Annotated in this window: 12 protein-coding genes and 1 pseudogene; 11 read left to right on the top strand and 2 right to left on the bottom strand. The window is 56.7% G+C overall.

Going from position 1 to position 12,607, the window contains the following annotated elements; all coding sequences use genetic code 11:
- Window positions 1–12: 12 nt before the first annotated feature.
- A complete protein-coding gene (locus ACSQ9D_RS30800) occupies window positions 13–1,365 on the bottom strand; it encodes an LLM class flavin-dependent oxidoreductase (protein ID WP_436285586.1) in 1,353 nt (450 codons plus the stop codon).
- A gap of 359 nt (window positions 1,366–1,724) precedes the next feature.
- Between ACSQ9D_RS30800 and ACSQ9D_RS30805 the strand changes: the two genes are divergently transcribed.
- The 7 genes and pseudogenes from ACSQ9D_RS30805 (at window position 1,725) to ACSQ9D_RS30835 (ending at window position 7,916) form a co-directional block, all read left to right on the top strand.
- On the top strand, window positions 1,725–2,111 hold the full coding sequence (locus ACSQ9D_RS30805) for a transposase (protein WP_436282213.1): 387 nt from the start codon (window positions 1,725–1,727) through the stop codon (window positions 2,109–2,111).
- Window positions 2,108–2,452: an IS66 family insertion sequence element accessory protein TnpB gene (tnpB, locus tag ACSQ9D_RS30810; RefSeq protein ID WP_003495066.1), complete on the top strand. Its 345-nt coding sequence runs from the start codon at window positions 2,108–2,110 to the stop codon at window positions 2,450–2,452. Before ACSQ9D_RS30805 ends, tnpB begins: the two co-directional genes overlap by 4 nt.
- A 75-nt stretch (window positions 2,453–2,527) precedes the next feature.
- Complete coding sequence (gene tnpC / locus ACSQ9D_RS30815) at window positions 2,528–4,147, top strand: IS66 family transposase (protein WP_436282212.1); 1,620 nt, start codon at window positions 2,528–2,530, stop codon at window positions 4,145–4,147.
- A gap of 429 nt (window positions 4,148–4,576) precedes the next feature.
- Window positions 4,577–5,251, top strand: coding sequence for a protein-L-isoaspartate(D-aspartate) O-methyltransferase (locus tag ACSQ9D_RS30820; protein ID WP_436285957.1), 675 nt, complete (start codon window positions 4,577–4,579; stop codon window positions 5,249–5,251).
- A 269-nt stretch (window positions 5,252–5,520) separates the two neighbouring features.
- Window positions 5,521–6,234 (top strand): annotated as a pseudogene (locus ACSQ9D_RS30825) (efflux RND transporter permease subunit); the annotation flags it as partial.
- Window positions 6,235–6,622: 388 nt separating this feature from the next.
- Window positions 6,623–7,036: a hypothetical protein gene (locus ACSQ9D_RS30830; protein ID WP_436285587.1), complete on the top strand. Its 414-nt coding sequence runs from the start codon at window positions 6,623–6,625 to the stop codon at window positions 7,034–7,036.
- Between the two features lie 133 nt (window positions 7,037–7,169).
- The gene (locus tag ACSQ9D_RS30835; protein WP_436285588.1) at window positions 7,170–7,916 is read left to right on the top strand and encodes a hypothetical protein; all 747 of its coding nucleotides are present in this window, start codon (window positions 7,170–7,172) and stop codon (window positions 7,914–7,916) included.
- A 570-nt stretch (window positions 7,917–8,486) separates the two neighbouring features.
- Here ACSQ9D_RS30835 and ACSQ9D_RS30840 read toward each other — a convergent pair.
- Entirely contained in the window at window positions 8,487–8,702 is a 216-nt protein-coding gene (locus tag ACSQ9D_RS30840) for a hypothetical protein (RefSeq protein ID WP_436285589.1), read from the bottom strand.
- Between the two features lie 138 nt (window positions 8,703–8,840).
- On the opposite strand from ACSQ9D_RS30840, the gene ACSQ9D_RS30845 reads away from it, so the two are divergent.
- The 4 genes from ACSQ9D_RS30845 to ACSQ9D_RS30860 all read left to right on the top strand — a co-directional run bounded on the left by ACSQ9D_RS30845 (window position 8,841) and on the right by ACSQ9D_RS30860 (window position 11,745).
- Entirely contained in the window at window positions 8,841–9,269 is a 429-nt protein-coding gene (locus ACSQ9D_RS30845) for a hypothetical protein (RefSeq protein ID WP_082003180.1), read from the top strand.
- A 619-nt stretch (window positions 9,270–9,888) separates the two neighbouring features.
- Window positions 9,889–10,290 (top strand): hypothetical protein, encoded by a 402-nt coding sequence (locus tag ACSQ9D_RS30850; protein WP_436285590.1) that lies wholly within the window; start codon window positions 9,889–9,891, stop codon window positions 10,288–10,290.
- Between the two features lie 305 nt (window positions 10,291–10,595).
- Window positions 10,596–11,102, top strand: a complete 507-nt coding sequence (locus tag ACSQ9D_RS30855) for an N-acetyltransferase family protein (RefSeq protein ID WP_436285591.1) — start codon at window positions 10,596–10,598, stop codon at window positions 11,100–11,102.
- Between the two features lie 397 nt (window positions 11,103–11,499).
- Window positions 11,500–11,745, top strand: coding sequence for a hypothetical protein (locus ACSQ9D_RS30860; RefSeq protein WP_436285592.1), 246 nt, complete (start codon window positions 11,500–11,502; stop codon window positions 11,743–11,745).
- Window positions 11,746–12,607: the final 862 nt, after the last annotated feature.

Consider the following 12,607-nt stretch of genomic DNA (forward strand, 5'->3'; position numbering starts at 1 on the left):
CTTGCTCCTTCGTCAGCCTTTGGCTCGTGCCGTCGCGAAGCGATTGACCGGCATTGATAGGCCAAGGTTTTCGCGAAGCGTCTTGCCTTCGTATTCTTCGCGGAAAAGCCCACGACGGCGCAATTCCGGCAGGACGAGCTTTACGAAATCTTGAAGGCTCGACGGCAGCGTCGGGAACATCAAAATGAAGCCATCTGCCGCACGGGTCTCGAACCATTCTTCCATGAAATCGGCAATCTGGGTCGGCGTGCCGGTAATGCCGTTACCGGTATGCTTTTCGGCATAGTGGCGCACGAGTTCACCGACGGTGCGGCCTCCCTTGACGAAATCGACCAGTTCGTCGAACAGGGCGCGTGAACCCTTCGGCGCGGACGGCAACCGATCCATGGGAAAGGGCCTGTCCAACGGCACACCGCGCAGGTCAGTCTCGAGAAACTCCGAAAGCATCAACCGCCCGACGTCCGGATGCATCTTGTCGATGAGATAGTCGACCTTGGCCTTCGCTTCGGCTTCCGTTTCGCCAACGTTCAGCACGACGCCGGGCATGATCTTGAGGTCGTCGGGATTGCGCCCGTAGGCTGGCATGCGGCCCTTGACGTTCTCATAGAATGCACGGTTGCGATCGATGTTCGAGGCAAGGCTGAAAACGATCTCGGCCGTCCGCGCGGCCATGTCCATGCCGGGTTCAGAACCGCCGGCCTGCGCGATGATGGGTCGGCCCTGCGGTGACCGGGCAATGTTGAGCGGCCCGCGCACCTGGAAGTGCTTGCCCTTGTGATTGAGCGTGTGATGCTTGGTCTTGTCATAGTAGACACCGCTCTCGCGATCGAGAAGCAATGCGTCGTCCTCGAAACTGTCCCACAGGCCGAAGACGACGTCCACGAACTCGTTGCCGCGCTCGTAGCGCAGCGCATGCGGGTCGAGGCCTTCGCGATTGAAGTTGTAGCCGGTCTCGTCGTGGTCGGAGGTCACGACATTCCAGCAGGCGCGGCCGCCGCTCAAATGGTCGATCGAGGCAAAGAGGCGCGCGACATTGTAGGGCTCGTAGTAACTGGTTGAGACAGTGGCCACGAGGCCGAGATCTTTCGTTGTCACCGACAGGGCTGACAGCAACGACAAGGGCTCGAAGCGATTCATCTTCGTCGGGATACGGGCGAGCGCGTCCGGATCGCCAACGGCGGCGGCCGGTGAATCGGCCATGAACATGAAATCGAACTTCGCCGCCTCCGAGCGTTTGGCGACGTCGAGAAGATGGCTGAAATCGTTCGCACCGTGAACGTTGCTGGCCGGATGCAGCCAGGACGCAGGATGAAAGCCGAACGTGTAGACGAAGGTGCCGAGTTTCATCTTGTCGGTGCGGGCCATGAAATTCTCCCCAGGCGCTTTGAACGACGATTGCCTAAGGTAACGTCACGCGACTTTTCACATCAATATCGCAACACTGATTTCCGTTTTAGTTTTTCTAAAGAGTCACGGTGCCGAGACCTAAAAGCCTTTGGAAGCGGGATGCTAAGGCGCATTTTATCTGACTCAGTTTCGCACGGGTCTGACTCCATTTGCATACGTTTGACTCACCGAAGCTAAATATTTGCTTTAAATAGATATTCTGGAGGCTGCTTACCCCAATTTGCACGAGTAAGATTCAACGTAAGCGCGTAGGCCACCCCACGTATCATTCGGGCTGCTGATGGGCGATTTTCTGCATGAGTCATGCGGAGAATTCTATGAGCGACAGTGTGAATCACCCTCGAACGTTTGAGGTTTTGACCGCGGAGCCCGTGCGAAGACGACGCAAGCCGCGGGACTGGTCGGATGACGAAAAGGCGCGGATCGTCGCCGCGACGCTGCAGCCTGGGGCCAATGTCTCGGCGGTTGCCCGGTCTGAAGGCTTGGATCCCTCGCAGCTTTATGGGTGGCGTCGCAAGGCACTGGCATCGGGAGTTGTTGCGCCCCTGACGGAGGGAACGGGCAAGCAGATCAAGTTCGCGCGCGTTGAAACGGTAAGCAGCGGCTCGGTGGATATTGTCATTGCAGATATGGTGGTGCGCGTCGGCGGCGATTTTGACCCCGATCACCTGGTGAAGGTTCTGCGGGCGGTTCGCAAGGCATGATCGCTTCGGGTGTGGTGGTCTATGTGTCGTGCCAGCCGGTCGACTTCCGCAAGGGGGCCGCCTCGTTGATGGCGCTGGTGCGGGATGGCGGTCTCGATCCCTTCAATGGCGCGCTTTACGTCTTCCGGTCGAAACGGGCCGATCGTATTCGTATTGTGTGGTGGGATGGCAGTGGTGTCTGCCTCTATTCGAAAACCCTGGAAGATCAAGGCTTCTGCTGGCCGGGCATATCGGCGGCACGGATACGTCTGGACCATTCTCAGCTCATGGCATTGCTGGCCGGAATGGATTGGAAAAAGATCCGCCCGACCAAGGTCAGGCGACCCTTGTTGACGGGCTGACAGCGCCTGCGGCAAGATGAATCATGCCGCTGTAATGGTTGGGAAAACGGCTGTTTTTGTGCTCTACTTATTGCCATGGATTTGCCCCCTCACGACCTGCCGGACGACGTTGACGCACTGAAAGCGATGGTCCTCGCGATGGCGCGCGAGCAGGCTGCGAAAGAAGCCCGACTGAAGGCCGCTGAAGCTGAGATCGCCCGGCTGGAGGCGGTGGAGAAGAGCGCCAACGAGCGGATTGCCAACCTCACATCGATCCTGAAGGTTCTGCAGCGCACCCAACATGGCACCCGTTCAGAACGACTGCGTCTTGGCATCAACGACGAACAGGTGTCCTTTGCCTTCGAGGAAGTTGAGACCGGTCTTTCGGCAATCCAGAGCGAGCTTGATCACGCGGCCAAAGACAAGCCGAAACGAGCAGCACGTCCGCGCAAGGGTTTTGCCGCTCATCTCGAACGCATAGAGGAAGTGATCGAGCCAGAGATCCCGGCCGGCTGCGAGGGGCTGGAAAAGGTCCTGATCGGTGAGGATCGCTCCGAACGACTGGATGTCGTGCCGCCGAAGTTCAGGGTCATCGTGACGCGTCGCCCCAAATATGCCTTCCGGGGCAACGATGGCGTGCTCCAGGCTTTGGCATCGGCACACATCATCGAAAGCGGCCTGCCGACGGAGCGGCTGCTCGCCTATATCGCCGTCTCCAAATACGCCGACGGCCTTCCGCTTTACCGGCAGGAGGCAATCTATCTACGCGACGGTGTCGAGATCAGCCGATCGTTGATGGCCCAGTGGATGGGGCATCTGGGCTTTGAGCTGCAGATATGCGCCGATTACATCCTTGAACGCGTCAAGGAGGGCGAAAGGATCTTCGCCGACGAAACCACCTTACCCACTCTTGCGCCTGGTTCGGGGAAAACGACGAAGGCCTGGCTATGGGCTTATGCTCGCGATGATCGCCCCTATGGCGGAACCAGCCCGCCGATGGTGGCCTATCGTTTTGAGGACAGCAGGGGCGCTGATTGCGTGGCGCGTCATCTCGCCGGATTCAGCGGTATCCTGCAAGTAGACGGCTACTCGGCCTATACCAATCTTGCCAAGACACGTGCCAAGGCCGGCAGCAATGAAACGATCCAACTCGCAGGGTGCTGGGCGCATCTTCGTCGCAAGTTTTACGACCTTCACATCAGCGGTGTCTCAAAGGCAGCAACGGACACGATCATCGCGATGACCGAGCTGTGGCGCATCGAGGATGAGGTCCGCGGTCGCGATGCCGACAGCCGCTCCATGCTGCGTCAGGAAAGATCTGCAACCATCGTCTCCGGCCTCTTTGATCTTTGGGAAAAGGAACTGGGTAAGGTCTCTGGCAAGTCCAAGACCGCTGACGCAATCCGCTACGCGCTCACCCGGCGCGAAGCACTGGAGCGTTTCCTGACGGACGGTCGCATCGAAATTGACTCCAATACCGTTGAGCGCGCGATCAGGCCCCAAACGATCACAAGGAAAAACAGTCTATTCGCCGGTAGTGAAGGCGGTGGACGGACGTGGGCAACACTGGCCACGCTTCTCCAGACGGCCAAAATGAACAACGTCGATCCGCTCGACTGGCTTTCCCAGACCTTGACCCGCATCGCTAAAGGCTGGCCAGTATCCGAGCTCGAGGCGCTTATGCCATGGAACTTCAAGCCTGACGCCATCGGCTAACCGCTTACGATTCAACTGCCTTATAGTCCCAAAATTTCCTCTGCCTCCTGCACCAAAATAAATGCTTAAATTGAAAAACGCCCCCGCGCGGATGATGCGAGCCATGGTCCCGCCCCATGTGATCCGTCGTATCCAGAACCCCGGGGGCCACCATTGGCAACGAGCATTTCAAAGACATTCTGGCCATCGCTGCCCCTCCAATCATCCTCGTGCATGCCTTAGACCCTTTGTTGTTCGAATCCCTGGGTGGCGGGCAACTTCGCGCCACATCGGAACCTTCGCTAATGATGTCTCCAAGGTCCGCGTATCGACCCGTTGCGGCCACTGGGGTTTGCTCGCGCTATGGCGCACGTGGACTCCATTCCGGTCATTCCTGAGTTTGATCACAGAGCTATCTGGGAATAAACTGGCTGAGAAAGGCCCGTGACCATGAAACCAATGAATGACGAGCACCTCGCGGTCCTGCGCAGGCACATGGTCGAGTTGATTGCAATCCATGTCGAGCTTGCGAGCGAAGAGCTTGGCAGGGCGTCGCTCGATGAGCGGGTCATGGCTGCGATGCAGCGGGTGCAGCGGCATCTCTTCGTGCCAGCCCCGCTTGCGCCGTATGCCTACCAGGACACGCCGCTGCCGATCGGCTTCGATAAAACCATCTCGCAGCCCTTCATCGTAGCTCTCATGACCGATCTCCTCGCGCCCCAACCGCACGAGTCAGTGCTCGAAATCGGCACCGGCCTGGGCTACCAATCCGCAATCCTCGCCGAGCTCGCCGGGCAGGTCTGGAGCGCCGAAATCATCGAGGAATTCGCAAGCCGTGCCGAGGCTCTGCTTCGGGGCCTGGGCTATATTAATGTCGGCATTCGTGTCGGAGACGGGTCTCGCGGCTGGCCCGAGCACGCCCCGTTCGACAAGATACTGGTCATGGTGGCGGCCGAGCGGTTGCCGCCGGCATTACTTGGGCAGCTCAAGCCCGGCGGACGCCTGGTTATGCCGTTGGGATCTGAAAAAGGACAGCTCCTGACTGTCATTGACAAAGATGCGGCAGGGCAACTCAAGATTCGCAAACTTATCCCGGTTCAGTTTGGTCTGCTCGAAACGGTCTAACGCGACGTGCGGACATCCGGCGCGACCGCACCTCTCCGATCGTACACAGAAGTCAGGATTCTGTCCGTCTGCACCATTGGCGGACGTGGAAGTTCGACCCCTTTGCGGACCTTGGTCCGGATCAGCCTCTCCCAATCACGCTGATTGTCCTTATCGCGTGAAGTGCGCGCTGTCGTCGAAGGCCGCATGACGTGACCATGCAGATAGAGCCGACAGCCGACGATACTCGGCCGGATTGCGCCAGACGGCGGCATGGCGTGGCCGAAGCCGGAAAAGCCGTGCCGCTCTCTGCGGTCGCAGAATTTCGGTATGAGCTTGAGCAACCAACCATCTGGCGCCGCGACAGACAACCGACAGTAACGATCAAGGCCGCCGTGAATGGGCGAACTCAACCGGCAACTGTCGTTGATCAACTCCGACCGCAGATCCAGCAATTCGAGAAGGCACTTCCAACTGGGTATAAGGTCGCAGTGGGGGGCGCCGTTGAATCTAGTGCCGATGCCCAGGGTCCAATTGCGGCGGTGGCGCCCTTGATGCTCGTCGCCATGGCTACAGTCTTGATGCTTCAACTGCAAAGTTTCAGTCGTCTGTTCTTGGTATTCGCTGTTGCCCCGACCGCTCTCATTGGGGTAGTCGTGGCACTGCTTCTCAGCAACTCGCCTTTGGGGTTTGTCGCGATCCTTGGAGTGCTTGCGCTGATCGGCATTCTGATCCGCAACTCCGTTATCCTCGTGGTCCAGATCGAGCACTTGCGAGGCGAGGGTGTGGCGGCTTGGCCAGCCGTCGTCGAAGCAACGGAGCATCGGATGCGCCCGATTATGCTGACCGCCGCCGCAGCAACTCTTGCCCTCATTCCGATATCTCGTGAGGTTTTCTGGGGCCCGATGGCCTACGCGATGATGGGCGGTATCGTTATCGGGACTATTCTGACGCTGCTGTTTTTGCCCGCGCTTTACGTGATCTGGTTCAAGATATCGGAAGAGCCTGCAGCGGAGAAGAAACGCTCCACCTCGATCGATTTTCATAATCATCAGAGGGCTCGGCGCTTTTGGGGACATCGTAAAAATTCCGCACAAGATCAATGTATTCATCCACGGCCAATACGGCCCCAATGGAATCGCAGAAACTAATGTAACGAAGATCTGTGACTTTGCCGTTCTCGCAATCTCTTGCGGTGCCGTCGTAGGGGCTTTCCCCAAGTTTGAGACGGTGGGTTCGCTTGCCCTCGCACTATCAGATTCATCGCTAGCCCCTGTTTGCAACTCCGTGGAAACCCCCGCCGTGCGTCCTTCCGCAAATCAATAAGTTTTAAACAGAACTGAGCGCATACTGTGTAAGTCGACAACATTTTTACTCATAAAGGAGTTCAACATGGCAGACGAAATCACCGCTACGGGTTCCAACGACACGACACTTGGAAACCCAACGAAAGAAAAGAAGACCCGCGCACCCCGCAAATCCAAGACAGTCGCTGAAGCGGCTGTTTCCCCTTCGGTGAGTGCGCCTGTGAAGAAGACCCGCGGTCGCCGAAAGAATACTGAAGAGAGCGCCGTCCCTTCTTCGGCAGCGCCGGTAGCGGCGAAGAAAGGTGCCCCTGCGAAATCGTCTGCAAAGGCGCAACCCGCGAGGCGTGGCCCACGCAAAGTTGAGGCGGCTAAGCTGTCGTCGGACGGCTTTGCAGACCTCCTGAAGCTTGAAGAAGAAAACCAGAAGCTCCGTAAGGCGCTCTCCGATAAGCTTCGCGCGGAGAACGTTGACCTCCGCAAGAAGCTTGGTATGGCGTGAAGCCAACTTGATCGCTGGAACACCGGGATAACAAATCCTGTAGAGCGATAAGACTGACAACCGGGCAAGCATTGCAAGCCCGGTCTCCCGCCCGGTATTATGCTCATGGAGCACCGAGTCGGGAGGTGGATCGATGAAATCACCGTGGAAAGTGATTGCTGGGTTAGTGTCTCGAGGTAAGCCAGAGACACCAGATGAGCTCGAATACGAGATCCTAGCGACGCCAGATCCGAGCGCTGAACAGCCCAACATCGACGTCGTCAGGCTTAAGATCGGGGCATCTCACCCCCCGTTTTCTACACTACCCGTTAAAGAAGTTTCCCTCGAACTGCCAACCGCGCCGCAAAGCGGCCTTGGTCGACCAACGTCGTTAAGCGAGAGAAAGCCAATTGCGGGCGTTGCTTTGTCGGACGAAGTGGACGTGCTGGCAACGACAATCAGGTTGGTGACAAAGGACCGGTTGAGCGTACGCGCGGAGCCATCAGCGTCAACCGTCCCCGAAGCTAATGGTCCCGATGTTTCGGTCACCGCCAATATTAATGGTAGCGGAAAGGCCGAACCCACCGCACTGCTGAAGAACGACACCAGCGTGGCCAACAAGGCTGGGGGCAGGGGCAAGTCAACGCGAGCTGAGCGAGCTGATGGAGCGAGGTCAAGGCAAAGGGCTGCAATTGATGCGCGCCCTGCACGAAGTGCGAAACGACGCAGTTCGCCAGCGACCAGTATCGACGCGGCAGCTTCATTGCCCGAACAAGGTTTCATTGCCGAAACAATGCGTCTGAATTCCGAAATAGAGCAGCTGAGACAGCAATTGGCTCAAAAGTTGCGTCGGCAGAACGAGCAACTCCGAGGAATGCTCAAGCGATTTGAAGTTGGCTGAAAGACGATTGTTGGGTAGCGGTGGCCCTTTGGCGACCATCCGGAGCGTTTTGTCAGCTTCGTGTTCGTTGACGTCCCATCGATAAAAGTAAGGCGTGCCAGAGCCTTATCGAAAAATGCTTGCGTCTTTCGATCCATAGACTTCTCGCCCGAGCGATTGCCGGACGAAGCTGCTCGCTTGCCGTGAGGCTCTTTCTGTGGCTCAAACCGAGCCGGTGCAACATGCGTCCAACGCTCGAGCGATGCACAATGACGCCGTGCTCTGCAAGCTCGAGGCACAATTCGTCAAGAGTCAAATCACCCTTCTCAGCAGCCATACGTTCACGGAACCACGCTTCGTGGTCGCTTAACTGTCACTTCTAAACCTTTCATGTTGTAGTCCAAACAAGCTGATACGGACCGGCAGCACTACTCGAAAGCTTCGAACAGCCTTCTCGCCAATCCAAGTCTGTACTGAACATCTTCTAGAACGTCGCGTGCTCGGGCCTCTTGGCCGTAATCGTCGAAGAGGGTAATTTCCAACAAGATATCAAGTCGATCTTCGAGTTGAAGCCGTGCGGTTTCGCGGGATCTACCAGTTGCCTGGATCTACAGTGTGATCGATGCTTGCGAACTCATCCGCCCTTACTTGATCGAGTATCACCTCTGTGGTCGTGTTAGTTTCATCAATTACGTGAAAGCTAAGTGGCGGCGGGCCTACTACGAGCTGCTGGTAAAAGAGCAAAGCGGCTTCTTCGACTGTGTCTGCTTGCAGCTTTGACGTGACCGCTACGGTGAACGTATGCATGCCATCGATCTCCGTTCATTTTGGTTGCGTGCCGGGCCTCATCAACAGCCAGAGGCTGTGTTAACGATGTCTTAAGGCTCGGAATTGACGTACCAGTAAAACATGCGATGTTCCTCGCGGGCAACTGAGGGGTTATTCGTGAACATCCATCGACAGGCTCGGCGCTTCAGCGCCGGGGCGTTAGCGTTCGCCTTGGCGAGCTGCACAACAACGCAAGCACAATTCAACAAGAAGCCAGAGGCGGTAAGCAAAGCGGCGTTGTGCAAGACGATCCTGGAAACGCCGGACCCGCTATTTTATCAGCAACTTTTATCGGAACTTTCGCGTCGAGGCATCAGTATTCCTGAATGTCAGCAGATGGTGCAGCAGCAAAAGCAGGCAGCAGCCGCGCTCGTGGCTGTCGCGCTGGTTGGAACAGCGGTGGCGGTATGCGCCAATGGCAACTGTGGGGGCGGGTATACGCCCAGTTACGGCTACCGGGGCAATTGCCAGTATGACTGGCAGTATGACGCGGCAGGCAATCGATGTGGCCGACGTAGCGCATGGTCGCGACCGGGGGGCTTTTAACGGCCTCTAATAGAGGGTTCCCGTCGATCGTTAAACGCGCCCAGGTATTTTTCCCAGGCACTGCTCATAAATCGTCGCGTGTCAGGCATGTCAGTCGGGCCCTGCTACTGCTGGCAATTGTGCCTCCTCGACTGTGCACGAGATTCGCGCTCAGTTCGGTCGACCGTCGGCTCCGACTGGAAGGCGTAGTTGCCTCCCGCTGTTACCGTCGGGAGGCCACCTTTGTCGCTATTCGTCCACGGTCTCCCGCATGTCGGAAAGATCGATGCCATGCGTGTCGAACCACCATTCCGGGCTCATATCGGAATGTCTATCACGGAGACGCAGATATTTGGCGCGGAGTCGCCTCTGGCGTTTGACCTATTCTTCTTGGCGCGTGATGCCCAGCGTCCGGATCGTAAATCAACTCAAAGTTTTCCCTGACATCTGTCGCCTCTGAAGAATTGACCTCGCTGATGCAGCTCTTCCCGAACGTTACCAGCGACCTGAATTGGTGCTGAAAGCAGTGTAAGAATCGGAAACACATTGTGACTAAGTCACTCCGAATACTACGCTTTTCTATCTTGTCGCACTATCAGTTCTGACGGATATTAACGAGCGATGAGAGAGGTAGGCCACCATGATCAGAATGATTAATGACCCGGCAGAGTTGGCGGGTGAGGACATCACGGGTAAATATATTCTGCGGAAGCTGAACTACCACTGGTTCGCTTACGGCAAGGCCGCCATCGTCACCGCGTGCAAGGGGACGATTCTGCACCTCGATCGCGAAGAGACGGTTTATTCGGAACACTGGGGCCGCCGCGCCTATACCGGCACCGGCAAACGTTATCCAGGCGGCATCTGTCCTATCTCGGCAGTCGCCTGCGTGTGTGACACGCCGGACGATGTCAACGCTGTTATCCAGCTGGATGTTGAAGCGCAGGACGAATTCTATCAGCTGATTGCCAAGGCTGAAGCCAGAGTACATGCTCTAGCCTCCTCGTCGCAGAACAGCTTCTTTCTAGCAGCTGCCGAATAAGGCGGCGAACGGCACCACGCTCACGTGACGGCTTTGAATCGGTCGCACCTGATTCGGCAAATTGAATTGCTGAGTTGGGTCCTCCCACAAGGGGCCACGACGTGGGACACCAAGGCGGAGACAGATTCCAAGTAAGTCTCGTGAGGGAGAGTTCACGGGCTCCATAAATGTTTTCGGCGTTATGGAGGAAGCGCCGCGTTCTCATCCCATGGATCGGGACTTGCCTATTCCCAGCCGCTCTCGCAAAATTCTGGAGTCTCCCGCTAGACTGTTGAGTACCGCCTTTTAAAACCCAAGGACATACCGTGACCCAATTTAAGCTCCGTCGTCTTCGCGGCGACGATGCACCATCTTTTAGAGAGATTCGCCTAGAGGCGCTTTTCAGCCATCCCGAGGCATTTGGCGCGTCATGGGAAGAGGAGAAGAGCCAATCTTTAGCAAGCATCGCTGACAGGTTGGAGAGAGGTTATGTAGTCGGAGGGATATCCGACGGAGGAGTGCTAACCGGCATCATTGGCCTCTCAAAACCCACCTCAATCAAAACGCAACACATAGGGTCGATTTGGGGAATGTATGTTCGCCCAACGGCACGGGGTTCCGGACTTTCGCGCTTATTGCTTGCTGCGATCATTGATGAAGTTGGGTCGACGCTACGCTCGCTTCGCCTTTGCGTCGTTTCATCCAACCAAGCCGCTATCCGCCTCTACAAATCGATGGGCTTCGAGGAATGGGCAGTCGAGGTCGATGCTTTGAAAGTGGGGGGAAAATACTACGATGAGCTGTTGATGCGGCTGGAAATTGGTCCCAGGTAGACAGGTCGGCATATCAAGTGACAGCAATGGGTTCACGGGCTGCTTCAGGCCTATGAGCGCATGGCAGGGCAAGACGCCCTCGACCCGGATTACATCGGAAATCAGCAATGGGAAGACCGGAGACGCCACGTCCACAGCGGTTTAAGCTACAAGCAGCACGGATTGACAGTTTCAGGTGCCCAACGGAATATCCGCCACCAGGAGACTGACTACCTATTTACGAAGATGCTTTCGCTTATAAGGAGAAGCGGGACTATAATCCACCCGCGTACACGCATCGGACTCCCGGCGGGAGGCCGATAGGAAGTCCAAGCGTGAAAACACGATAGTGTCTGAGGTCTCTCCGCTGGCAGATACGTCGGAATGCCCCCACGGCGGTGAAGGAAGGTCTAAAGTGATGAGTGGAGACAAAGAGCCGCCGTCAGCTGCGTGGCGAGGACACCTTCGGCTCCGGCTTGAAGATCTGGTCGACTCTTTCGTGGTCTCTGGCGTTCGCCACGAGGAGATTTTCGAGGCAATCATTCAAGAGATTGGCACTCTCCGCCAGGCGCTGAAGCGCAACGCAGACCCGGCGGACGATCGTACAGTCAAGGGCTTCCTTGATGAGCCATCAAATGACTGGCCAGCGGCCGACGATCGCTGAGGCTGCGCCTCAGACCCGAGATGCTGCGTGCGACCACGTAGCATCACCTATGCACTTATCACGGGTTTCCCGTCGCCATCTGCCTAGAGCATGTGTTCGTCGAGCCAGTCGAATGCTCTTCGATTGAGAAGTGAGCGGTTCTCTACGTTGATGAAAGCAAACGCCTGGCTGAACTGTCCAGCGAAATGGGAAAATGGGAGCGCTCCAGATTGATAAATGGGCCAATAGAGTCAAATTCGCGCACCATCACTGTGAAATCAACGGGTTAATTAACCGGATTTAATGCTCCGCAACGTCCGTTTTTAGTTTTTCTAAGGAGTCATAGTGCTGAAACCTGCGCCTGTCTTCGGGAGAGATAGCCGGCGGCCGTTTTTGGTAAGCGATGCATACACCCCATCTGGTGAGAGCAGGTCAGCGGGTTTAACGCAAAGGGGAAGCAGTGCAACCGTAGGACGCGCGACATGTCCCGTATCTGCATGCTCTTCCGTCGTTCGAGGAGGAGCATTGCGCATTCCAGCTATTTCGAACGTTCCCACAATCATTGCAAAACCAAATTCAGTCCGAAGTGAAGCTGCATCGGCATGCCAGCTTGACGGAATGCCGCCGAAACTTTTGAATAGGATGCAGAAGGTAAGGATGAGGCCAATCGGTCTAATTTCGACGGCCTTCAGCACCCGCTGCATCTTTGGGCAGCGCGACAACATAAATCGACGGTCAGTGATCACGCCGAACACGGGACGCTTTGGCAGCAACGACCGCGGCAGACCATGCGGTTTCTACGGCCAGGGGTCCGGGCGAAGAGCGTCGTGTTTCTCGAAGCGATCGCAACGCCGATTACAGTCCTGCGGCATCATCGGATGCG

The sequence above is a fragment of the Rhizobium sp. LjRoot258 genome, assembly GCF_964254185.1.
Lineage (GTDB): Bacteria > Pseudomonadota > Alphaproteobacteria > Rhizobiales > Rhizobiaceae > Rhizobium.